Origin of the sequence: Mycolicibacterium tusciae, assembly GCF_002086795.1 — a bacterium.
In the GTDB taxonomy this organism is placed as follows: Bacteria; Actinomycetota; Actinomycetes; order Mycobacteriales; family Mycobacteriaceae; genus Mycobacterium; species Mycobacterium tusciae.
The window spans coordinates 149,496-172,475 of record NZ_MVIM01000002.1 but is presented as its reverse complement, the minus strand read 5'-3'; the positions used below and the strand labels follow the sequence as shown (position 1 = coordinate 172,475).

The following is a 22,980-nucleotide window of genomic DNA, read 5'->3' as shown; positions in this document are numbered from 1 at the left end:
ACGCGCTGAGTTTCAGTGCTCGGCCGCTTGTGCGGCGGCGTCGGCGGCCGCGCGGTGCATCCCGATGGCCGTCAAGCGCTGTGCCGCGTCGCTGAGGCCCGCCGCGTCGCGGCCGACCAGTGCGCGTGCGTAGGTGAGCGCCAATTGGCCGAGCGCGCAGTCGCATTCAACGCTGGCCCGCGCGATAGCGTCGGCTGCGCGAAGGTCGCCGCGCCGGCCCGCATCGAACTGTGCCCGCAGCACGACCGCCGTCTGTCCGCCACGCTCGGCGCTGCGCGCCGCGTCGCGTGCCGCCGTCACGGCGCCGTGCTTGTCGCCCCGCGCCGACATCGTCCACGCGCGTGCCAGCGCGAGTTCCGGTGCGAACAGCATCGACTTCAATCCGTGCCGAGACTCCGCGCGCGACAACGCCTTTCCCGCCTCGACCGTCGAGCCCTGCTGGCCGAGCGCCTGCGCCAACAGCATCCAGGCCAGCGGGCCCCACGAATAACCCGTCGGCGCCAAGGCCGCCGCAGCCCTGCGCAACAGCCGAACTGCCGTCTCGAGTTCGCCCTTCGCGATCAACACGTCGGCCACCAGCACCTCGCCGATGGCGCGCCCGGGCTGTTGCAGCTGCGCGAAGTCGGTGAGCTGCTGCCCGAGGTCCTGTGCGCTGTCCAGGTCGCCCGCCATCAACAGCGCCGTCGTCTGGCCGAAGCCACTGGTGAACCGCAGCAGTCCCGGATGCCCAGCGGCGATGGCCCTTTCGGCGAATGCGTCGACGTCGGAGAACCGTCCCATGCGGGCCGAACTCAACGCCGCGGCGGCCGATGCCCACCCGATCGCGGTGTCGTCGGCCGCCGGTGACTTCAGGACCTCGTCCGCGATCTGCAGTGCCCTGGCCGGACCGCCTGCGTTCATCGCGAACGTCGCCGACAACGCATCCAGGGTGGTTCGGGCGGCGGGCGAGGACACCTTGTTTCGTGTCGACTGCAGAAACGCGGTTGCCCGCTCCGGCTGGGACAGCATCCAGAATTGGTTGGCGGCCAGCGGCAAGGCCCACGCCATCAACTCGTCTTCGGAAAGGGTCGACGGATCCACTTGCGCCAGAACGGAATCAGCGTCGCGGCCGCGACCCTGCCACGCCAGGGCGTAGGCGAGTGTCAGCCGGGCGGGCAGGGACGCCGCACGTTGCAGCGCCGCCCGTCCGAGCCGCTCGGACAGCTCGAGGTCGCCGAGGCGGAGCGCTTCCTGGGCGGCCTTGACCAATTCGGCGGTCGGCTGCGGCCGGTCGGCGTCCAAGGCGAGCACGGCCAGCCGCAGCAGGTCGACCACGTCTCGAGGGGGTGCCGCGCCCAGGCGCTCGACGAGTTCTGTGCGCAGTCGGCGCAGGTCCGGTCCACCCAGTGCGTCGCGCACGGCGTCGACGAACAGCGGATGGGCTGGTCGCACCCGATCGTCGTCGACAACGATCGCGCCTGCGGCCTCCGCCTCGGCGACGGCTTCGCGGCTCACCAACCCGGAGATTTGAGCGAGGGGGAGCGGATCGTCGACGGCGAGGTACTCCAGGACCCGGTGAGCGGTGGGGGGTAGCGCGGCGACGAATTGCTCGACCAGCGTGGCTACTCTGCTGTCGTCATGGCCGGCGGGTTGCAGCTCGATTCGGTCGAGCAGGCCGTCCTCCCAGAGCGCCGACACCTCCTTGGCCACAGGTCCGTTGGGCGCAACCGTCACGATGAGCTTGACTGCGCCACTCACGGCCAGCTGATGGACCAGAGCCGCCGACAACTTGTCCAGCAGGTGGGCGTCGTCCACCACCAACAGTCGGCCGTCGCCGAGCGACTCACGAGCGTTCCGCAACACCTCCGCGGTCTTGCCGGTGTCCGGTACCTCGATGAGGTGGCTGAATGCGGCGAACGGAATTGTGGCGGTCGGCGCCGTCGCAATCACCCAATCCACCCGGTCGAACCCGCTCCCCAGACGCGCGGCCGCGGCGCGGGCCAGCGTGGTCTTGCCTACTCCGGCGGGGCCGATGATCACCGTTCCGGCGCGAGTTCCCCAGCTGGCTTCGAGCGTTTCCAATGCCGGTTCAAGCGGCACGGTCACCCACTCCACTGGCACGGCGAGAGTCTATGGCTACGTTTTAGCGTATGTCCGGCGAACTCGACCGCGAATGGGCGGTCTGCGTCTACTGCGCGTCGGGACCGACGCATCCTGAACTGCTGACACTGGCCGAGCAGGTCGGGTCCGCGATCGCGCAGCGTGGCTGGACGCTGGTATCCGGCGGCGGGAACGTGTCTGCGATGGGCGCGTTGGCGGCCGCCGCCAGGGCCCGCGGCGGTCACACCGTCGGCGTGATCCCCAAGGCGCTCGTGCATCGCGAGGTCGCCGACGTCGACGCCGACGAACTCGTCGTCACCGACACGATGCGCGAGCGCAAGCAGATGATGGAGGACCGCGCGGACGCGTTCATAGCTCTGCCAGGTGGCATCGGCACGTTGGAGGAGTTCTTCGAGGCTTGGACCGCCGGCTACCTGGGTATGCACGACAAACCGGTGGTGATGCTCGACCCGTTCGGGCACTACACCGGTTTGCTCACCTGGCTGCACGGGCTGATCGACACGGGCTACGTCACCCACCGGGCGCTGGACCGGTTGGTGGTCGTCGACGACGTCGAGGCCGCTCTTGCCGCCTGCCAACCGCGTGGGTGATCGTCGACACCCACGCCGATAGGGTGTGTTCGGTAACCGAACACCGGAGGGGACTCACCGCATGGCCGACCAGAAATCCGGCGTCCGGAGCAGCGTCGGTCTGCTCGACATCGCAAGCCAAGTGCCAGGTCTGATCATGGACATGCCGACGATCCTGCGCGGTGTCATCACTGGCTTCGGGGCACGGCCGACCGGCAAGACATCGATCGGCAAGGTGTTCCAGGAGCGTGCCGAGCAGCACGCCGACCGGCTGTTCCTCAAGTTTGATGACCGCGAGATCACCTACCGCGAGGCCAACGAGACGGTGAATCGCTACGCCGCGGTGCTTGCCGCCCGCGGTGTCGGCCACGGTGACGTCGTCGGCATCATGCTGCGCAATTCGCCGGATCCGGTGCTGCTGATGCTGGCGACGGTCAAGTGCGGCGCCATCTCCGGGATGCTGAACTACAACCAGCGCGGCGACGTGCTCGCGCACAGCCTCGGCCTGTTGGGTGCCAAGGTCGTCATCGCCGACCCCGACATCGTCGACCCCATCAAGGAGAGTGGCGCGGAGACCGACGGGCTCGTGACGCTCGACGAGTTCCAGCGGCTGGCCGCGACTGCGCCGACCACGAATCCGGCGTCGGCTTCCGCGGTGCTGGCCAAGGACAAGGCGTTCTACATCTTCACTTCGGGCACCACCGGCATGCCCAAGGCCAGCGTGATGACCCACTACCGCTGGCTGCGCGCGCTCGCCGGGTTCGGCGGCATGGGCATGCGGCTGAATGCGAGCGACACTCTGTACTGCTGCCTGCCGCTGTACCACAACAACGCGCTGACGGTCGCGTTGTCGGCGGTGCTGAACTCGGGTGCGACGCTGGCGCTCGGCAAGTCGTTCTCGGCGTCGAAGTTCTGGGACGACGTGATCCGCTATGACTCGACGGCTTTCGTCTACATCGGTGAGATCTGCGCCTACCTCCTCAACCAGGCTGAGAAGGACACGGACCGCAAGCACAGGGTCCGGGTGATTGGTGGTAACGGCTTGCGGCCCGCGATCTGGGACGACTTCACCGAGCGCTTCGGCATCGACCGGGTCTGCGAGTTCTATGCGGCCAGCGAGGGAAACACAGCGTTCGTCAACTTCTTCAACCTCGACAAGACCACCGGCATCTGCCCCACACCGGTGGCATTCGTCGAATACGACGCCGACACCGGCGAGCCGACGCGCGACGACAAGGGCCGCGTCAAGAAGGTGCGCAACGGCGAACCCGGCCTGCTGCTGTCGAAGGTCAGCAACTTCCAGCCTTTTGACGGTTACACCGACCAAAAGGAATCCGAAAAGAAGCTCGTCCGCGACGCGTTCAAGGAAGGCGACGTCTGGTTCAACACCGGTGACCTGATGCGGTCGCAGGGCTTTGGCCACGCGGCGTTCACAGACCGTCTCGGCGACACGTTCCGGTGGAAGGGCGAGAACGTCGCGACCACCGAGGTCGAGGCGGCCGTGTCGACCGACCCCCAAGTCGAGGAAGCCACGGTATTCGGCGTCGAGGTCGAAGGGGCTGGCGGCCGGGCCGGAATGGCGGCGATCCAGCTCAAGGAAGGCGAAGAGTTCGACGGCAAGGCGTTGGCCAAGGCCGTCTACGACAAGCTTCCGGGATATGCCGTGCCGCTGTTCGTGCGAGTGGTCAAGGAACTCGCACATACGTCGACGTTCAAGAGCCAGAAGGTGGACCTGCGCAAGGAGGGCTACGGCGGCAGCACCGGCGAGGGCGACGAGGACGACGTGAAGATCGAGGACCCGATCTACGTGCTGTCCGGTCGCGAGGAGGGCTACGTCGAGTTCTACGACGAGTACCCCGACGAGGTCGCGGCGGGCAAGAAACCCAAGAACTAGCGATTCCGATAGTGCAGCAGTAGCGCCCCGGTCTCGGTGGCCTGCGCGTCGACCAACTCGAGGCGGCGCAGTTCCTGCTGACCGTCGAACATCCGATACCCGCGCCCGGCGAACGTTGGTGCGACGAGCAGCCGGTAGTCGTCGATCAGTCCGGCGTCGTGCAGCGACTTGGCCAACCCGACGCTTGCGTGGATGCCGATGTCCCCGCCATCACCCTCCTTGAGGTCGCGCACATACGTTTCGGCGGGGGCGCCGACGACGACCGTGTTGGACCATTCGGGCTCGAGCGGTCGGGAGGTGAACACGTGCTTCGTGGTGGCGTTGATGAAGCTCCGGAACGGCTCCTCGCCTTCATTGGGCCAGTGCCCCGACCAGTAGTCGTACGTGCCGCGGCCCAGCAGCACGGCGTCCTGGCGGCCGATCACCCCGGCGATGTTGTCGAATACGGCCTGATCAACGTCGAAGACCCAATCGCCGGGCTCCTCGGCGACGCCGTCGAGCGACCACATGTGAAACAGGACGACGCGGCGCATCGCTACTCCTCTTCTCGGATTCACCAATGTTCGCCTGGATGGACTCCAGCTCGGCCCAAACCTCATCGACTGAATCGCTGAACCCCGGGAAACGTAGCCTGGAGGGCGTGCAGTCGACGTTTCTCGGTCGCCCGGTAGCCGGTGACCGCGCGCTGATCATGGCGATCGTCAACCGCACGCCGGATTCTTTCTACGATCGCGGCGCCACTTTCACCGACGAGGCCGCCAAGACGGCCGCCCACCGCGTGATCTCCGACGGCGCCGACATCGTCGACGTGGGCGGCGTCAAGGCGGGGCCGGGCAGCTCGGTCGACGTCGACGAGGAGATCGCCCGCGTCGTCCCCTTCATCGAATGGCTCCGCGACACCTATCCCGACCAGCTGATCAGCGTCGACACCTGGCGTGCGGTGGTGGCCAAGCAGGCCTGCGCGGCCGGTGCGGACCTGATCAACGACACCTGGGGCGGTCATGACCCAGCGCTGGCTGAGGTCGCCGCGGAGTTCGGCGCCGGCTTGGTCTGTTCGCACACCGGCGGTGCAGTGCCGCGCACCCGCCCGTTCCGCGTCAATTACGGCATCTCCGAACGCGGCGTCGTCGACGATGTCATCGAAGAGGTGACCGCCGCGGCCGAGCGTGCGGTCGCTTCCGGGGTCGCGCGGGACGCCATCTTGATCGATCCGACCCACGATTTCGGCAAGAACACTTATCACGGTCTTAGTTTGTTGCGCCACGTAAAAGACCTTGTAAATACTGGATGGCCGGTCCTGATGGCGCTGAGCAACAAAGATTTCGTCGGGGAAACTCTGGGTGTGGACCTGACTGAACGCCTGGAAGGCACGTTGGCTGCGACCGCACTGGCCGCCGCCGATGGCGCCGCCATGTTCCGAGTGCATGAGGTGAGTTCCACTCGACGCGTACTGGAAATGGTCGCGTCGATCCACGGAACGCGTCCACCGACGCGCACAGTGAGGGGACTGGCATGACTGTGCTAATTGAACAGCCAACGGAGCTGGCCGCCACCGATATCGCGGCACACCCTTGGCTGGCCGACAACAGCTGGAGCCGGCCCATGTGGACGATCGAAGAACTCGTGGCCGCGAAGGGATCCCGCACCATCTCGGTGGTGCTGCCCGCCCTCAACGAGGAAGAGACGGTCGCAAGCGTCGTCGAGACCATCACGCCGCTGCTCGGCGGCCTGGTCGACGAGCTCATCGTGCTCGATTCCGGATCGACGGACGACACCGAGATCCGCGCGCTGGCCGCCGGCGCCAGGGTGATCAGCCGCGAGGTGGCCTTGCCGGAGGTCGCACCGCAGCCCGGTAAAGGCGAGGTGCTGTGGCGCTCGCTGGCCGTCACGACCGGCGACATCGTCGTCTTCGTCGACTCCGACCTGATCGACCCCGACCCCATGTTCGTGCCCAAGCTCCTGGGTCCGCTGCTCACGGCTGAGGGTGTGCATCTGGTCAAGGGGTTCTACCGGCGGCCGCTCAAGGTCAGCGGCAGCGAGGACGCCAACGGCGGCGGGCGTGTCACCGAGCTCGTGGCCAGGCCGCTGCTCGCCGCGCTGCGCCCCGAACTGACCTGCTTGCTGCAGCCGCTGGGCGGCGAGTATGCGGGCACCCGTGAGCTGCTGACCTCGGTGCCGTTCGCACCCGGCTACGGCGTGGAGATCGGCCTGCTGGTCGATACGTACGACCGCCTTGGTCTGAATGCGATAGCGCAAGTGAACCTCGGCGTCCGGGAGCACCGCAACCGGCCGCTGACCGAGCTTGCCGCGATGAGCCGACAGGTCATCGCGACCCTGTTGTCGCGGTGCGGAGTGCCGGATTCCGGCGTCGGCCTGACCCAGTTCTTCGCCGACGGCGACGGTTTCACACCGCGCACCTCAGAGGTGTCGCTCGTCGACCGGCCGCCGATGCAGACCCTGCGGCCAGGCTTGTAGGAGCGCGCCGGCGCGCGGGGGGTGCGGTGCCTGTCGCTGCCTGTCGGAGGCATCGGGCAGTATCGAGGACGTGACGCTGGTTCTGCTGTATCTGGTCGTGCTGGTTCTGATCGCCATCGTGCTGTTCGCACTGGGCAGTGTGCTCTTCGGACGTGGCGAGTCGTTGCCGCCGTTGCCGCGCGATACGACTGCCACGGTATTGCCGGCCTCCGGCGTCACCTGCGCCGACGTCGAGGCGGTCAAGTTCAGCCAGACCCTGCGCGGTTACAAGACCAGTGAGGTGGACTGGGTGCTCGACCGATTGGGCCAGGAGCTCGACCTGGTGCGCGGGCAGTTGGCCGCCGTCCGTGCGGCTCACGGGATCGAAGACGACGACGGGGACCCGCGCCACATCGAGGGCGGAGCGCACGCGCTGCCGTCGTCGGAGGCCGAGGGCGAATCGTGACCGCGGACGATCGTGTCCGGTGTGCGTGGATCGACGAATCGCGCTTGTCGCCAGACGATTTCGTCCTTTACCGGGATTACCACGACACCGAGTGGGGCCGGCCGCTGCGCGACTCGACTGCACTGTTCGAGCGCGTGACGCTGGAGGCGTTCCAGAGCGGCCTGTCGTGGCTGATCATCCTGCGCAAGCGGGAGAACTTCCGTCGAGCGTTTCACCAGTTCGACGTCGAGCGCGTCGCAGGCTACCGCGACCGCGACATCGCCAGGTTGATGGAGGACGCCGGCATCGTGCGTAACCGCGCGAAGATCGAGGCGACCATCGCCAATGCCCGCGCGGTCGCTGATCTGGATGTGGACTTCGGCGAGTTGCTGTGGTCTTTCGCGCCGCCACAGAGGCCACGCCCGGCCGCCATGTCCGACGTCCCGGCGGTCACCCCGGAGTCGACCGCGATGGCCAAGGAACTGAAGCGGCGAGGCTTTCGGTTCGTCGGGCCGACGACGGCCTACGCCCTGATGCAGGCGACCGGAATGGTCGACGATCACACGGCAGACTGCTGGGTGCCAGCGACATTCCAGTGACCTGTCGAGGGGGCGTCGAGGTGGCCATCGCCGGGTCTTTGCACACGCGAAGCCGCGGATAGGGAACAATAGAGGGGATTCGTTAGGCCCACCGTGCGGGCTGGCTCATGTGGAGGGAGCACTCGATGGCGGCGATGAAGCCCCGGACCGGAGACGGTCCACTGGAAGCAACCAAGGAGGGGCGAGGCATCGTGATGCGGGTACCGCTGGAGGGCGGCGGACGTTTGGTCGTCGAACTGACCCCCGATGAGGCGGCAGCCCTTGGCGACGAGCTCAAGGGCGTCACCAGTTAGTCAGCGCGTGCCCGTGAGCCTGCGCGCCTAGGAAGCCACCTTCCGATAGATCTCGAGGGTCTGCTCGGCGATGTGCGCCCACGAGAACTCGTCAATGCAGCGCTGCCTGCCCGCCTGACCGTATTGCGCGGCGCGTTGCGGGTCGGCCACCACCGTGTTGACCGCGTCGGCCAGCCGCGACTCATAGCCCGTCGGGTCGTCCTTGTCATAGTGGACCAGGGCGCCGGTGTGGCCGTCGGCCACCACCTCGGGGATACCGCCGACGTCGGACGCCACCACCGCCGTTGCGCAGGCCATTGCCTCCAAGTTGACGATGCCGAGCGGTTCGTATACCGATGGGCAGGCGAAAACGGTTGCGGCGGAAAGAATTTCGCGAATCTTCGAGATCGGCAACATCTCGCGCACCCAGAAGACGCCCGTGCGGCTGCGCGCCAGATCCTGTACGGCCGCGGTGACCTCCGCGGCGATTTCAGGGGTGTCGGGTGCGCCCGCGCAGAGCACCAGCTGGATATCGGGGGCGAATCTGTGTGCCGCCGCGATCAAATGCGGGACGCCCTTTTGGCGGGTGATGCGCCCGACGAACGCGACGATCGGCCGGGTCATGTCGACGCCGAGTTCGGCGAGCACCGACTCGCCCGGTTCGGGCGGGGCCGGGTACCACACCTCGGTGTCGATCCCGTTGCGCACCACGTGCACCCGGTTCGGGTCCAGCGCCGGATAGGTGCTCAGCACGTCGTCGCGCATGCCCGAGCTGACGGCGATCACCGCGTCGGCTGCTTCCACCGCGGTCTTCTCCACCCAGGACGACACCCGGTATCCACCGCCGAGCTGTTCTGCCTTCCACGGCCGCATCGGCTCCAGCGAGTGTGCGGTCAGCACATGTGGAACGCCGTACAGCAGCGCGGCCAGGTGGCCCGCCATCCCGGTGTACCAGGTGTGGGAATGCACCACGTTGGCCTGACCCGAGGTGTTGACCATGCTGAGGTCCGCCGACAACGTGGACAGGGCGGGGTTGGCGCCCAGCAACGTGGGATCGGGTTGCGCGACGATCGCGCCTTCGCGCGGCGCGCCCATGCAGTGCACGTCGACCTCGCATAGGTGACGCAGCTGGGCGACGAGCTCGGTGACGTGAACGCCTGCCCCGCCATAGACCTCGGGTGGATACTCCCGAGTCATCATCGCCACCCGCATGCAGATGACGGTACCGAAAAAGAGGGCCGTATCTCAGGGCCGCATCCTTGTTTTCGAATGCGATTAGGTGTCAATAACCTTGACAGACAGCTGCGAATGCCTAGCCCCGGTCGGCGGGGGCGGATAGGTTTGGATCATGCGGGAACTGCCACACGTGCTGGGTATCGTCCTGGCTGGCGGCGAAGGCAAGCGGCTGTACCCATTGACCGCCGATCGGGCCAAGCCCGCGGTCCCCTTCGGCGGTGCGTACCGGCTGATCGACTTCGTGTTGTCGAATCTCGTCAACGCACGATATTTGAAGATCTGCGTTCTGACGCAATACAAATCGCATTCGCTGGACCGTCACATCTCGCAGAACTGGAGGCTTTCGGGGCTTGCCGGCGAGTACATCACCCCGGTGCCCGCGCAGCAGCGCCTCGGTCCGCGGTGGTACACCGGTTCCGCGGACGCCATCCTGCAGTCGCTGAACCTCGTCTACGACGAGGACCCCGACTACGTCGTCGTGTTCGGTGCCGACCACATCTACCGGATGGATCCGGAGCAGATGCTGCACTTCCACATCGAGAGCGGCGCGGGTGTCACCGTCGCGGGGATCCGGGTGCCGCGCTCGGAAGCGAGTGCGTTCGGTGTCATTGACTCCGACGAGTCGGGACGCATCCGCGCGTTCATCGAAAAGCCCTCCGATCCGCCGGGCACGCCCGACGATCCCGAGCAGACGTTCGCGTCGATGGGCAACTACATCTTCAGCACCAAGGTGCTCGTAGACGCGATAAAGGCCGACGCCGACGAGGACCACTCCGATCACGACATGGGCGGCGACATCATCCCGCGACTCGTGAACGACGGCATGGCCGCGGTGTACGACTTCAATGACAACGAGGTCCCCGGTTCCACCGAGCGCGATCACGGTTACTGGCGGGACGTCGGAACCCTCGATGCGTTCTACGACGCTCACATGGACCTGGTTTCGGTGCATCCGGTGTTCAACCTGTACAACCGGCGTTGGCCGATCCTCGGCGAGTCGGCGAATCTGGCGCCGGCGAAGTTCGTCAACGGCGGCTCAGCTCAGGAGTCGGTGGTAGGCGCGGGCAGCATCATTTCGGCGGCGTCGGTGCGCAACTCGGTGCTGTCGTCCAACGTCGTCGTTGACGACGGTGCGATCGTGGAGGGCAGCGTGATCATGCCGGGCACCCGAATCGGTCGCGGGGCCGTGGTGCGCCACGCGATCTTGGACAAGAACGTCGTCGTGGGGCCGGGCGAGATGGTGGGCGTTGATTTGGAGAGAGACCGCGAACGCTTCGCCATCAGCTCCGGCGGTGTCGTCGCCGTCGGAAAGGGCGTCTGGATCTAGGCGGGTTTCCGGCGTCGTCTGCGCACGAGGTGCCAGACCGCCCAGGCCAGCACGACGACGGCCACCAGCACCAGCACCGGGACCAGGATCGCCACGAAGACCAGCCCGACGCTGATGCCGTCCTCGACCGTGCTCAGCACCGGTGCGGCAACGCCTGCCGTGGCCACGTTGGCGGCCGGCCGCACCGCGGACTTCGTCAACGACACCACCAGCGCGACAACGACACCGATAGCGACGGGGATCCACTGACCCGATTGTGCGAAGGCGCCCGGGTCGGCGACGGCGTTGGTTTGCGCCGCGGTGCCCGACCCGAACACGATGCCGCCGGCCGTCGGGCGGACGAAGGTTTGGATCGCGTCGTTGATGCTGTCCAGCGCGGGAACCTTGTCGGCGACGATCTCGACGATCAGCAGCACGGCGACGATGGCCATCACCCAGCCGTTCTCGAGCCAAGTCCACCCGTGGGGCAGGGTGACGAGGTCGGTGAACCGCGATAGCAGTCCGAGCGCCAGTAGCGGGATGTACGCGTTCAGTCCCGCGGCGGTGGCCAACCCGAATCCGGTCAGCAGCTCCATTTACGCATTATGCGATGGCGTGACCCGTCGTGTCGGCGCCTCGGAGTAGGGTCGAAAGTATGTTCGAATCGCACGCGGTCGCCGACCCTCTCGCCTATGAGGCGTCGCTGGTCGACCGTATCGCGGAGCTCGAACGCGGCAAGGCCGCCGCGGCTGCCGAACAGGCCAGGGTCACCGCCGAACTCGACGTGGCCCGCCGCGCTCGCGAGGCAGCCGATGGCGTGCCCGCCACGAAACGTGGGCGCGGCCTCGCCGCCGAGATCGCGCTCGCCCGTCACGATTCCCCGAACCGGGGCGGCCGGCACCTCGGCTTCGCCAGGGCGCTCGTCCACGAGATGCCGCACACCCTCTCGGCGTTGGAAGCCGGTGCGCTCTCCGAATGGCGCGCGACCCTGATCGTGCGCGAGTCGGCGTGCCTTTCGCTCGAGGACCGCCGAACCCTGGATGCCAGAATGTGCGCCGACCAGTCTGCGTTGGAGGGCCTCGGCGACAAGCGGATTGAGGCTGACGCCAAGGCCATCGCTTACGAACTCGATCCGCAGGTTGTCGTGGACAAGGCGGTCCGCGCTCAATCCGAGCGCACCGTTACCGTCCGGCCGGCCCCCGACGCGATGACCTACGTGACCGCTCTACTCCCCATGGCGCAGGGTGTGTCTGTCTACGCCGCCCTGAAGCGCGAGGCCGACACCACTTTCGACGGCCGCAGTCGTGGCCAGATCATGGCCGACACCCTTGTCGAGCGCGTCACCGGTCAACCCGCTGACGTCCCGGTCCCCATCGCGGTCAACCTTGTTCTGACCGATGAGACGCTGTTCGGCGGTGGCACCACACCGGCACGAGTTCCCGGGTACGGTCCGGTGCCCGCCGCAATCGCGTGCCGTCTGGCGGGCGACGCGATCACCGACGAGCGGTCCAAAGCCACCCTGCGCCGGCTTTATCGCCATCCCGATTCGGGAGCATTGGTCGCGATGGAGTCCCGATCGCGGCTGTTTCCGAAGGGTCTCGCGCAATTCATCGCATTGAGGGACGACACCTGCCGTACGCCGTATTGCGACGCGCCGATACGACATACCGACCACGCCACACCGCACGCGCGCAGTGGTTCCACCACTGCCGTAAACGGTCTCGGCGAGTGTGAGGCCTGCAATTACGCGAAGGAAGCACCGGGCTGGACAGTCCATACCTTCGACGCCGATGGCCAGCGTCACAAGGCGGTGTACGTCACGCCCACTGGCTCGCACCACGAATCACATGCACCGCCAATGCTCAACGACGTCGTCGTATTCAAGCCCAGCGCCATCGAGGTGCTGATCGCCGATCACCTCGCCGGGTTGACCGCCGCCTGACCTCGTCACCAGAGGGTGGAGGCTCCCTTTACTCACAGGGCATCGCGACGGCGATAGATGGCGCCGGCGGCGAATGTCAGGGCCGCGGCCACGACGATCATCACGGCCAGGGCCAGAACCGGGTAGTCCGACGGCGCGGTGGTCTGGCCGACGGGGGAAAGGTCGAGCAGCCAGCTCGGCAGGCGCAGGAGCGCACCGAGGTACAGCGATACGACGACGAACGTGACTGCGAGCCAGCCGATCCAGCCCCTTCTGATCGCGACCCCGACCGCCGCGATACCCGCCATCACGGCCATCGCCGGCACGTAGGCCAGGCCCGCCAACGTCAGCCGCACGATCGTGCCCGGTTCCCCGAGCGTGATACCTGCACCCAGACCGTTGCCCAGGCCGGCGAAGAACATCAGAACGGCGGAGCCGACGAGTGCCGAGGCGACGGCGGTGAGCAGCCAGCGCCACCGTGACACCGCGCCGGCCAGCACAGCTTCGCCGAGGCCCTTCTCTTCGTCGCCGTACACCCGCAGCACCGACGAGACGACGTACGCGGTGGCCGCGGCGGCGAGGAACTGCGTCATCGTGGTGTACACGCTGTCGGTGCCCTGCGCCACCAGCACGCGTTGAATGAGTTCGTTCTCCTTGGCGGCGTCCAGCAGCGATTTTGTCATCGAGCCAAAGGCCAAGCCGCCCAGGAAGAGCCCGACCGCCCAGCCGATGGTCTGGCCGCGTTGCAGCGTCAGATGCAGACCGAGCACGGTTCTGATGGCGTGCGCGTTGGGACGCTCGCCGGTGGACGGGATGGTGCCGTCGTCGTACTGCCGTCTGCTCTCCAGGCCGGCCGCCAGCGCGATCAGCCCGAGCGTCAGGACGACGAGGAGGGCGAACGGCCACCAGCGCACGTCGACGAATGCCCGCATCTGCTGCGCCCATGCGATCGGCGAGAACCAGCTCAGCGCGCTGCCGGAGTTCTCGATGACGTCGCCGATCCCGCGGACGAAGACGGCCAGCGCAAGTATGGCCATCGCGGCGCCGGCGGCGGTGCGCGATTGCCGCCACAGCTGGGCGGTGACGGCGGCCACCGCGCCGAAAACCATGGCCACCCCTGTGATGCCGAGGCACATCGCGGCGGTATCGACCAGCCCGAAACCGGTGGAGGCCATAGCCAGCGTCATCGTCACCGTCAGCGCGGCGTTCACACCACCGACCATCATCAAAGCGGCGGTCGTTCGTGCATAGCGTCCGACAACCGAGGACAGCACCAGTTCCGCTGCGCCGCTTTCTTCCTCGGCGCGGGTGTGCCGAATCACGGTCAGAATGGCCAGGATCGACGTCGCGACGATCATGGTGAGCATGAGCTCGTTGGCCATCATCGCGCCGAGGTCGGTTTCGTTGCCGCCGAACATGGGCCCGCCCATGATGATCGCCGCCGGCGTCTTCATCAGGTTTACCCGGGCCTGCCGTTGCGCCTCGTCCGGATAAGCCAGCCTGATCGCGTTGGGGGCGTACACCATCATCAGCGTCACGGCAGCCAGCCAGATCGAAAGGCGAATTCGGTCGCGGCGCAGAGCCAGCCGGAGCAGGCTCAGCGTGCCCGTCCACAATCCGGCGTTGCGTTGAGCTGTGTGCGGTGCGAGGGCGGTGCTCATCGCGAGGCCCCCTGGTACTCACGCAGGAACAGGTCTTCGAGCGATGCCGGTGTCACGGTCAGGTCGAGGATGCCCAGGTCGGTGAGTTCACCCATGGCGCGGTCGAGTTCGTTGCGGTCAACGGAGAACGTGTAGTGGCCATCGTTGATCGCGAAGTCGTGAACGAACGGACTGCGTTGCAGCGCTTGCCCATCGGTGCGGGTGCGCACCGTAACCGTTGTCCGCATCAGGTGCCGCAGCTCGTCGAGCGAGCCCGACTTCACGGTGCGGCCGGAGCGAATGATCGTCACGGTGTCGCACAGCTTCTCGACCTCGGCGAGGATATGGCTGGACAGCAGCACCGCCGCACCGTGTCCGGTCACTTCCTCGACGCACTGCTGAAACGCCTTCTCCATCAACGGGTCCAGTCCAGAAGTCGGCTCGTCGAGAATGTAGAGCTCGGCGTTGGTGGAGAACGCGGCGACAATCGCCACCTTCTGCCGGTTGCCCTTCGAGTAGGTGCGCGCCTTCTTGTGCGGGTCGAGTTCGAAGCGCTCGATCAGCTGGTCGCGTCTGCGGGTGTCGACGCCGTTGCCGCGTAGGCGGGCCAGGAAGTCGATGGCTTGCAGGCCGGTCAGGTTGGGCCACAGTGTCACGTCACCCGGGACGTAGGCGATTCGGCGGTGCAGGTCGACGGCATCGTGCCACGGGTCGCCGCCGAGCAGCCGTACTGTTCCGCCGTCGGCGCGCAGCAGGCCGAGCAGCACGCGGATCGTGGTGGACTTGCCCGCTCCGTTGGGGCCGAGGAATCCCGCGATGTCGCCGTGCGCAACAGTCAGGTCGAGACCGTCGAGTGCTTGGGTTCGTCCGAAAGACTTTGACAGTCCCCGAATTTCGACCGCGAGTTCGGATCGCGCGCCAGCATTAGTCCGCTGTAGGGACGGTGCCGTCATTTCCATCTCCTTCTCCAGATGTGAACGGGATGCCTTTTTCGTGTTGTGCCAGGAACGCGTCGTACATCGTCGAGTCGGCCATCAGGCCGTTGGTGAACATCTCCAGCGCGGGCAGCATCATGTCTTCGCCGTAATCGCGCAGCACGGCCCGAAGGTCGGTGGGGTCGTCATGCATTTGTAGGTAGAGCAGGAAACCGCCGCCGTTGATAATGCTGAGGTATCTCGCCCTGGCCTTCGGGTCGCGGCTCGGCTTGAGAATGCCTGCCTGAACGCCCTCCTCGATATACTGCTCGGCGTTGTCGATCATGCGCTGCCAGAACGACTTTGCGAGGTCGCTACCCGACTGCATGCTGCGCACCAGATACGCCATCATCGGGGCGTACTCCTCGATTTCGGCGACCTGTGCGAGCCAGTCGGCCGGGTCGGTGGTGCGCATGGACTCGGTCTTGGACTCGCGCACCATCTCGGTGATGTGGTCGTCGCACGCCTTGCGCAGGCCGTCCTTGGAGCCGAAATGGTGGATCACCAGCGCGGCGGACACGCCTGCGGCCTCGGCGATGGTCCGGAGCCCGACGTTGAAGCCGTCTCTGCCCCACTGGTCGATCGCGGCATCGCGAATCCGGGCGATGGCCGTCCGATCGTCAGGGGCTGAACGCATGTTTAGTACGCTAAACGCGCGTTCAGCCCGCGGTCAAGGGGTCAGCCCGTCAAGAGTCCGTAAAGATCGCGCCATCGTCCGCCTGACGTGGCGAAGTGGCCTCTAGTCGCGGGCAGCGGCGAGCAAGCCGTCGCCCAACGGGATCAGCACCGGCGTGAGCCGCTCGTCCTCCGCGATGAGCCGCGCGGCCTCGCGTACCGCGGCCACCTCGGCGTCGTTGGCATGAGCGTCGCCGGCCCGCCCGCCCAGCGCGGCGCGATGCACCACGATGGCGCCGCCGGAGCGCAGCAGTCGCACGCCTTCCGTCACGAATTGCGGCTGATCGGCCGGATCGGCATCGATGAACACGAGGTCGTAGGACTCGTCGGCGAGTCGGGTGAGCACTTCCTGCGCCCGGCCGCTGATCAACCTGCTGCGGCCGGGGCCGACACCGGCCTCGGTGAACGCCTGCTTCGCGATGCGCTGATGTTCGGGCTCGACGTCGATGGTGGTGAGCACGCCGTCCTCGCGCATGCCCGACAGCAGCCACAACCCGCTCACCCCGGCCCCGGTACCCACCTCGACGACCGCCTTGGCTCCGGTCATCTTGGCGAACACGCACAGCAGCGCCCCGACGGCGGGCGTGACCGCGCCGGCGCCCAGTTCGACCGCGCGTTCACGGGCGGCCGCGACGATCGCGTCCTCCGAGATCGACTGCTCGGCATGCTTGACGATCGACTCGGCGCGATTCTGCGGCCCGCCGCCTATCACGTCGTCGATGCCAGCCATGCCCGCAGCGTAGAACCTCCTCCGGAGGGCACGCCCGCGACACGCCCGTCCCCGAACTGCGGATTTCCGTCGAAATGGCCTGGTTCTCGCAGGTCGAAAATGGGTAGAAGATCTTTCTCAGGAAATGTTCAGTGTGCTCATATGCCAAACACACCAGGGTCGGAGACGGTATGTCCCATGGATGACGGCGGGCGTTGGGATACCGGGAATAAGCGCGGGGAGTTTCACGTTGCCGCCATCGTCGGGCCGTCGATAAATGACGACGGCTGTCAACAGGAGGATCTGACGAAGAATTCGAACGCCCCAACTGCGCCGGCCGCGCCATCGTCGATGGCTCATCTCGAGCAGTACACCGACGGGGAATGGGTTGAGCCTTCCGACGAACTGACCGGAACCGCCGTGTTCGACGCCACGGGTGACCACACCACGATGCCGTCCTGGGACGAGCTCGTGCGCCAGCATGCTGATCGCGTCTACCGACTGGCCTACCGCCTGTCCGGCAACCAGCACGACGCCGAGGACCTCACGCAGGAGACGTTCATCCGCGTCTTCCGCTCGGTGCAGAACTATCAGCCGGGCACGTTCGAGGGCTGGCTCCACCGCATCACCACGAACCTGTTCCTGGACATGGTTCGCAGGCGCGGCCGCATCCGCATGGAGGCGCTGCCCGAGGACTACGACCGGGTGCCCGCCGACGATCCGAACCCCGAGCAGATCTACCACGACTCGCGACTGGGTCCCGACCTGCAGGCCGCGCTGGACTCGCTGCCGCCGGAGTTTCGTGCCGCCGTGGTCCTGTGCGACGTCGAGGGCTTGTCTTACGAGGAGATCGGCGCGACGTTAGGCGTCAAGCTCGGCACCGTCCGCAGCCGCATTCACCGCGGCAGGCAGGCGCTGCGCGACCATTTGGCCCGCCACGGTGACGGGGATTCGACCCACTACCGGGACACGGCCAAGTCAGCCTGAGTGTTCGCAGGTGTTTGGCGCCGCGCGCCGCGCTACATTCGAATCAGTAACGTTGACGCGACGCGAGTACGCCGAGAGGAGCTGGGCGATGGTCGACCCGGGGCACATGTTCCGCCGTGCGTTCTCCTGGCTGCCTACCCAGCTGGCATCTCAGAGCGAAGCGCCCGTGGGGCCTCGGCAGTTCGGATCCACTGAGCATCTGTCGACGGAGGCCATCGCGGCGTTCGTCGACAACGAACTCCGACTCACTCCTCATCTGCGCGCGGCCAGTCATCTTTCGCTGTGTCCGCAGTGCGCCGCAGAGGTCGACGCACAGCGTCAGGCACGCAGTGCGCTGCGGGAATCTCATCCGATAGCCATCCCGAGCTCGTTGCTGGGCCAGCTGTCGCAGATTCCGCTGTGCAGCGGCAACGCCCCCGATCCGACCGCGGCGACACAGGACTCGCAGTTAGCTGAAGGCGCCCAGCAAGGCCGCCGTAAGCGCCGGTAGGGTGGATATCAAAATCGATCAACGGCGTGCGCCGGCCATTGCTGGTGCTCGGATAGAGGTGATGAACGGGTGAGCAATCTGGACGAGACCGGACGCGAACGTCTCGAGCCGCGGCCGGTGTCGCGGCCGCCTGTCGACCCGGCGTCACGGCGTGCGTTCGGCAGGCCCGACGGCGTCAGCGGATCTTTTCAGGGTGCGGAGAAATACCGCGATCAAGGCGCCTACACGCCGAAGGACCAGCCGCCCGATCCCGTGCTGGCCGAGGCGTTCGGCCGGCCCTACGCCGGCGGCGATTCGCTGCAGCGTCACCCCGCCGATGCCGGTGCGCTGGACGCCGAGCGCGAAGGCCCGGGGACCGACCAACCCGATGATCCGTGGCGCAATCCAGGTGCCCCGGTGGAGCTGGGCACTCCGGCGATGACGCAGCCGCCCCGCGCAGCGTCCAACGTCAGCACCGGCAAGCTAGGCGTGCGCGACGTCCTGTTCGGCGGCAAGGTCTCCTACGTCGCGCTCGCGGTGCTCGGCATCGTCGCGCTCGTGATCGGGTTCGCCGGCGGCTGGGTCGGCCGTACGACGGCCGAGGTGGTCCAGGCGTTCACCACCTCCAAGGTGACGCTCGAGACCAGCGACGTCGGCGACGCGCCGGAGGGCCGGTTCGCCAAAGTTGCTGGGGCGATTGCCGATTCAGTGGTCACGATCGAGACCAAGAGCGACGAGGAGGGCTCGCAGGGCTCCGGTGTCGTGGTCGACGGCCGCGGCTACATCGTCACCAACAACCATGTGATCTCCGAGGCCGCGGTCAACGCGAGCAAGTACAAGATGACCGTGGTCTTCAACGACGGCAAGGAAGTGCCCGCCAACCTCGTCGGCCGTGATCCGAAGACCGACCTCGCCGTGCTCAAGGTCGACAACGTGGACAACCTGACGGTCGCCAAGCTGGGCGACTCCGACAAGCTCTATGTCGGCGAAGAGGTGATCGCCGCCGGAGCCCCGCTGGGTCTGCGCAGCACCGTCACGGCGGGCATCATCAGCGCGCTGCACCGCCCGGTGCCGCTGTCTGGTGACGGTTCGGACACCGACACCGTCATCGACGGGGTGCAGACCGACGCGTCGATCAACCACGGCAACTCCGGTGGCCCGCTCATCGACATGAACGGTGACGTCATCGGTATCAACACGGCGGGCAAATCGTTGTCGGACAGCGCCAGTGGCCTGGGCTTCGCGATTCCGGTGAACGAGGTCAAGACGGTCATAGAGTCGCTGATCCGCGACGGGAAGATCGCGCATCCGACACTGGGTCTGACCGCCCGCTCGGTGAGCAACGACCTCGCGTCGGGCGCCCAGGTCGCCAACGTGAAGGCAGGCAGCCCGGCCGAGAAGGCGGGCATCCTGGAAAACGACGTTGTCGTCAAGGTGGGTGACCGAACCGTCGCTGACGCAGACGAATTCGTCGTCGCTGTGCGCCAACTCAAGATCGGGCAGGACGCGCCCATCGAGGTCATGCGTGACGGCAGGCCCGTCGTCCTGACCGTCAACCCCGGCCCCGACAACAGCACCTAGAGATGTTCGCGAACGTCGGCTGGGGCGAGATGCTCGTCCTGGTGATCGCCGGTTTGGTGATCCTGGGCCCCGAACGGCTCCCCGGTGCGATCCGGTGGACGTCGAGCACGCTGCGGCAGGCCCGCGACTACATCAGCGGCGCCACCAGCCAGCTGCGCGACGATCTTGGTCCGGAGTTCGACGACCTTCGGGAGCCGTTGAGTCAGCTGAACAAGCTGCGGGGGATGACGCCGCGTGCCGCGCTCACGAAACATCTTCTCGACGGCGATGATTCGATCTTCACGGGCAAGGTGGACACCCCCGCGGCCAACGCGGAGAAGCCCGTGAGTGACGGTGCGCCGAAGCCGGTGTCACCGCAGGAGCCACCGCAACCCGAGACGCCCGAAGTCCCGGCGAAAACCCCCTACGACAGCGACGCGACCTAACGGCCGGCCGGGTCCAGGCCCAGCGACATGCCCGCGAGTCCCCGCTTGCGGCTCGACAGCGCATCGGCGATGTTGCGCAACTCCTTGCCCGCCACCGAATCCGGTGCCGAGAGCACCAGCGGTACCCCGTCGTGGCCTGCGGCGACCAGTGCGGGATCCAGCGGGACCTGGCCCAGCAGCGGCACGTCGGCGCCCACCGCACGGGTCAGGCTCTCGGCGACCTGCTTGCCGCCGCCCTCGCCGAAGATCTGCATCGTCGTGCCGTCAGGGAGCAGCAGACCGGACATGTTCTCGACCACGCCGACGATGCGCTGACGGGTCTGCAGTGCGATGGCGCCTGCGCGCTCGGCCACCTCGGCGGCCGCCAGCTGAGGTGTCGTCACCACCAAGATCTCCGCTCCGGGGATCAGCTGGGCCACCGAGATGGCGATGTCTCCGGTGCCCGGCGGCAGGTCGAGCAGCAGGACGTCCAGATCGCCCCAGTACACGTCGGCGAGAAACTGCTGTAGTGCGCGGTGCAGCATCGGTCCGCGCCACACCACCGGGGTGTTGCCCTGGGTGAACATCGAGATCGAGATGACGCGGACGTCATGCGCGACGGGCGGCACGATCATCGACTCGACCTGGGTCGGTCGGTCGGTCGTGCCCATCATCCGCGGCACCGAATGCCCGTAGATGTCGGCGTCCAGCACGCCCACCGACAGCCCGCGCGCGGCCATCGCCGCGGCCAGGTTGACGGTGACGCTGGACTTGCCGACGCCGCCCTTACCCGACGCCACGGCGTATACCCGGGTGAGCGAACCGGGCTGGGCGAAGGGGATGACGGGCTCGCGGGAATCGCCGCGTAGCTGCTTGCGCAACTCGGTGCGCTGCTCGTCGCTCATCACGTCGAGGGTCACCTTCGCGTGACCCGTGCCCGGGACATCGGCGACGGCTTGGCTCACGAGTTGGGAGATCTCGTTCTTCTTCGGGCACGCCGAAGTGGTGAGGTAAATCTCGACGTGCACCCCGCCGTCGGGCTCGATGGTGACGTTTTTCACCATGCCGAGCTCGGTGATCGGCCGCCGCAGTTCCGGATCGATTACCTTCGCCAGCCCCGAACGGACCGCGGACTCCAGGTCAGGAGAAGTAGTGGACATCGCTGTCGAGTCTAGGCCGACCCGACGGGCGTGCTAACCAGCCGGTGCGGGCGCAGGACCGGGCAGCGGTCCCGGTGGTGCGCCCTGCGGCGCGACGGGAGCCGGCGCAGGACCAGGCGGCGGTGCCAGCGGACCCGGGGCGGGTCCGGCCGGGACGGGTCCCGGGGCAGGCGCCAGCGGGCCGGGCGGCGGTGCCATTCCCGGCGGCACCATCTGCTGTGCGACGGGCGGCCCGCCCAGCGCAGCCTGCAGCGGTGCGGGCTGGTCCTTGATGCAGAACACCGCACACTCCGGCGTCGGCGTCGGAGGCGGCTGCATCCATGGCGGCACCCACGGCGCAGGTTGCTGCGATGTCGCCGGGGTTGCCAACGGGCCGGGTGCGGGACCGGGCAGCGGGCCCAGCCGCTGACCGGGCACGAAGCCGGGGAGCTGGCTGGCGACGTCGCTGCGCGCCAGCACCGGCATCAGTGCCAGCGGATCGTTGGAGGGCAGACCCAAGGCGTTGAGCGGCAATCCCGGACCAAGGCCTTCGTATTCATTGAGGTGCGTGGCGGCGCCGTCGTCGTCGCTCAGTACGGGGACCGACCCGGTGATGGGCGGCAGGTCGACCGGCACGACGCCGGTGGCGTACGCAGCGGCCCAGCCCAGCACGTTGCGGGCGTAGGCCACCGAGTTGTTGTAGCGCAGAATCGCCGACATCACGTGGGCCTGATCGCGCAGGTTCATGTCACCGCTGCACAGATAGCGCGCGGCGGCCAGGGTCGAGTCGAACAGGTTCTGCACCTCGGCCTTGCCGTCCCCGTCGCCGTCGGACGCGTAGCGCGACCAGGTACCGGGAAGGAACTGCATCGGACCCATCGCGCGCGCATAGGTGACGCGCTCGGCGGACCGGTTCTGCACGATGATCTCGTTGCCGGGCAGCGTCCCGTCCAGAGCGGGCCCGTAGATGGGCCGCACGGCCGTACCGCGGGCGTCGGTGGCGCCGCCATAGGCGTGCATCGACTCGATACGCCCGATGCCCGCCAAGAGGTTCCAGCTGACGCCACAGCCGGGATCCGCCACGGCCATCATCCGCTCGGCGTTACGGTATGCCGCCAGGGCCATGGCCGGAATGCGAAGTGTGCCAGGAGCATTCACCACAGCTGCGGGCTGAGGCGACGAAGACGCCGAGGCGGCGATGTGGAATTCGGTCGGTGTCTTGGTGACAGCGATCACCGTCGGGCCCGCGCGGTCGACCGAGGACGACTCGACAGAGGCCAGCGGGGTGACCGCGGGGTCGCGGACCGGTGAGCTCGGTTGTACGGAAGCCCCCACGGCGCCGACCAGAATGATCGGCGCGATGACTGCGAATCCCGAGGCGACGCGGGCACGGGCAGGGGTGAGCGCGCCGCGAACACTGGACGGCTTGACGGCAGCGCTGAAGTTGACGGCTCGCATGCGAGAAACACCATCGCCAGCACTGTGCGCGACTCGCTTTGCCCCCCGTCGCGCTGCCTCGAGGGCGGCCCCTGCCCCTATGTGCACTCAACCGTCCTTGGTCTGTTGTGGTTGTGAACCAAGTCACCATACCTAGTCGATATCTCGC

General features: G+C 67.1%; 23 protein-coding genes. 13 read left to right on the top strand and 10 right to left on the bottom strand.

Annotated features, from left to right (window positions below):
• Nucleotides 1-12: 12 nt before the first annotated feature.
• Nucleotides 13-2,100, bottom strand: coding sequence for an AAA family ATPase (locus BST47_RS03900; protein ID WP_083123908.1), 2,088 nt, complete (start codon nt 2,098-2,100; stop codon nt 13-15).
• A 29-nt stretch (nt 2,101-2,129) separates the two neighbouring features.
• Here BST47_RS03900 and BST47_RS03895 point away from each other — a divergent pair, with 29 nt between their 5' ends.
• Together BST47_RS03895 and fadD6 are read left to right on the top strand one after the other, a co-directional pair.
• Complete coding sequence (locus tag BST47_RS03895) at nt 2,130-2,690, top strand: cytokinin riboside 5'-monophosphate phosphoribohydrolase (protein WP_083123907.1); 561 nt, start codon at nt 2,130-2,132, stop codon at nt 2,688-2,690.
• A gap of 61 nt (nt 2,691-2,751) precedes the next feature.
• Nucleotides 2,752-4,563: a long-chain-acyl-CoA synthetase FadD6 gene (gene fadD6, locus BST47_RS03890; RefSeq protein ID WP_083123906.1), complete on the top strand. Its 1,812-nt coding sequence runs from the start codon at nt 2,752-2,754 to the stop codon at nt 4,561-4,563.
• Here the strand turns inward: fadD6 and BST47_RS03885 are convergent.
• Nucleotides 4,560-5,096 (bottom strand): dihydrofolate reductase family protein, encoded by a 537-nt coding sequence (locus BST47_RS03885; protein ID WP_083123905.1) that lies wholly within the window; start codon nt 5,094-5,096, stop codon nt 4,560-4,562. The genes fadD6 and BST47_RS03885 overlap by 4 nt on opposite strands.
• Nucleotides 5,097-5,203: 107 nt before the next feature.
• Here BST47_RS03885 and folP point away from each other — a divergent pair, with 107 nt between their 5' ends.
• From folP to BST47_RS03860, 5 genes are all read left to right on the top strand, one after another.
• Nucleotides 5,204-6,079 carry a dihydropteroate synthase gene (gene folP / locus BST47_RS03880; protein ID WP_083124258.1) on the top strand — a complete coding sequence of 292 codons (876 nt, stop codon included), beginning with the start codon at nt 5,204-5,206 and terminating at the stop codon, nt 6,077-6,079.
• Nucleotides 6,076-7,038, top strand: coding sequence for a glucosyl-3-phosphoglycerate synthase (locus tag BST47_RS03875; protein WP_083123904.1), 963 nt, complete (start codon nt 6,076-6,078; stop codon nt 7,036-7,038). The genes folP and BST47_RS03875 overlap by 4 nt, the downstream gene beginning before the upstream one ends.
• Nucleotides 7,039-7,108: 70 nt before the next feature.
• Nucleotides 7,109-7,483, top strand: coding sequence for a DivIVA domain-containing protein (locus BST47_RS03870; protein WP_083123903.1), 375 nt, complete (start codon nt 7,109-7,111; stop codon nt 7,481-7,483).
• Nucleotides 7,480-8,061 carry a DNA-3-methyladenine glycosylase I gene (locus BST47_RS03865; protein ID WP_083123902.1) on the top strand — a complete coding sequence of 194 codons (582 nt, stop codon included), beginning with the start codon at nt 7,480-7,482 and terminating at the stop codon, nt 8,059-8,061. The genes BST47_RS03870 and BST47_RS03865 overlap by 4 nt, the downstream gene beginning before the upstream one ends.
• Nucleotides 8,062-8,186: 125 nt before the next feature.
• A complete protein-coding gene (locus BST47_RS03860; protein WP_003406247.1) occupies nt 8,187-8,354 on the top strand; it encodes a DUF3117 domain-containing protein in 168 nt (55 codons plus the stop codon).
• A gap of 27 nt (nt 8,355-8,381) precedes the next feature.
• Here the strand turns inward: BST47_RS03860 and glgA are convergent, their stop codons facing one another.
• Complete coding sequence (gene glgA / locus BST47_RS03855; protein ID WP_083123901.1) at nt 8,382-9,545, bottom strand: glycogen synthase; 1,164 nt, start codon at nt 9,543-9,545, stop codon at nt 8,382-8,384.
• A gap of 136 nt (nt 9,546-9,681) precedes the next feature.
• On the opposite strand from glgA, the gene glgC reads away from it, so the two are divergent.
• Nucleotides 9,682-10,896, top strand: a complete 1,215-nt coding sequence (glgC, locus tag BST47_RS03850; protein WP_083123900.1) for a glucose-1-phosphate adenylyltransferase — start codon at nt 9,682-9,684, stop codon at nt 10,894-10,896.
• Here the strand turns inward: glgC and BST47_RS03845 are convergent.
• Nucleotides 10,893-11,471 carry a DUF4126 domain-containing protein gene (locus BST47_RS03845; RefSeq protein ID WP_083123899.1) on the bottom strand — a complete coding sequence of 193 codons (579 nt, stop codon included), beginning with the start codon at nt 11,469-11,471 and terminating at the stop codon, nt 10,893-10,895. The genes glgC and BST47_RS03845 overlap by 4 nt on opposite strands.
• Before the next feature lie 59 nt (nt 11,472-11,530).
• On the opposite strand from BST47_RS03845, the gene BST47_RS03840 reads away from it, so the two are divergent.
• Nucleotides 11,531-12,817, top strand: coding sequence for a 13E12 repeat family protein (locus BST47_RS03840; RefSeq protein WP_083123898.1), 1,287 nt, complete (start codon nt 11,531-11,533; stop codon nt 12,815-12,817).
• Between the two features lie 32 nt (nt 12,818-12,849).
• On the opposite strand, the gene BST47_RS03835 is transcribed toward BST47_RS03840, so the two are convergent.
• The 4 genes from BST47_RS03835 to BST47_RS03820 all read right to left on the bottom strand — a co-directional run bounded on the left by BST47_RS03835 (nt 12,850) and on the right by BST47_RS03820 (nt 16,815).
• Entirely contained in the window at nt 12,850-14,457 is a 1,608-nt protein-coding gene (locus BST47_RS03835) for an ABC transporter permease (RefSeq protein WP_083123897.1), read from the bottom strand.
• Nucleotides 14,454-15,389 (bottom strand): ABC transporter ATP-binding protein, encoded by a 936-nt coding sequence (locus BST47_RS03830; protein ID WP_083123896.1) that lies wholly within the window; start codon nt 15,387-15,389, stop codon nt 14,454-14,456. Before BST47_RS03830 ends, BST47_RS03835 begins: the two co-directional genes overlap by 4 nt.
• Entirely contained in the window at nt 15,361-16,047 is a 687-nt protein-coding gene (locus BST47_RS03825) for a TetR/AcrR family transcriptional regulator (RefSeq protein WP_083123895.1), read from the bottom strand. The genes BST47_RS03830 and BST47_RS03825 overlap by 29 nt, the downstream gene beginning before the upstream one ends.
• Before the next feature lie 102 nt (nt 16,048-16,149).
• Nucleotides 16,150-16,815 carry an O-methyltransferase gene (locus BST47_RS03820; protein ID WP_083123894.1) on the bottom strand — a complete coding sequence of 222 codons (666 nt, stop codon included), beginning with the start codon at nt 16,813-16,815 and terminating at the stop codon, nt 16,150-16,152.
• 177 nt (nt 16,816-16,992) lie between these two features.
• Between BST47_RS03820 and sigE the strand changes: the two genes are divergently transcribed.
• The 4 genes from sigE (at nt 16,993) to tatB (ending at nt 20,256) form a co-directional block, all read left to right on the top strand.
• The gene (gene sigE / locus BST47_RS03815; protein ID WP_083123893.1) at nt 16,993-17,781 is read left to right on the top strand and encodes an RNA polymerase sigma factor SigE; all 789 of its coding nucleotides are present in this window, start codon (nt 16,993-16,995) and stop codon (nt 17,779-17,781) included.
• An 88-nt stretch (nt 17,782-17,869) separates the two neighbouring features.
• Entirely contained in the window at nt 17,870-18,271 is a 402-nt protein-coding gene (gene rseA / locus BST47_RS03810; RefSeq protein WP_083123892.1) for an anti-sigma E factor RseA, read from the top strand.
• A gap of 69 nt (nt 18,272-18,340) precedes the next feature.
• Nucleotides 18,341-19,831, top strand: coding sequence for a serine protease HtrA (gene htrA / locus BST47_RS03805; protein ID WP_083123891.1), 1,491 nt, complete (start codon nt 18,341-18,343; stop codon nt 19,829-19,831).
• 2 nt (nt 19,832-19,833) lie between these two features.
• Entirely contained in the window at nt 19,834-20,256 is a 423-nt protein-coding gene (gene tatB, locus BST47_RS03800; protein ID WP_083123890.1) for a Sec-independent protein translocase protein TatB, read from the top strand.
• On the opposite strand, the gene BST47_RS03795 is transcribed toward tatB, so the two are convergent.
• Together BST47_RS03795 and BST47_RS03790 are read right to left on the bottom strand one after the other, a co-directional pair.
• Nucleotides 20,253-21,395 (bottom strand): Mrp/NBP35 family ATP-binding protein, encoded by a 1,143-nt coding sequence (locus BST47_RS03795; protein WP_083123889.1) that lies wholly within the window; start codon nt 21,393-21,395, stop codon nt 20,253-20,255. The genes tatB and BST47_RS03795 overlap by 4 nt on opposite strands.
• A 33-nt stretch (nt 21,396-21,428) precedes the next feature.
• The gene (locus BST47_RS03790; RefSeq protein WP_420094016.1) at nt 21,429-22,919 is read right to left on the bottom strand and encodes a lytic transglycosylase domain-containing protein; all 1,491 of its coding nucleotides are present in this window, start codon (nt 22,917-22,919) and stop codon (nt 21,429-21,431) included.
• Nucleotides 22,920-22,980: the final 61 nt, after the last annotated feature.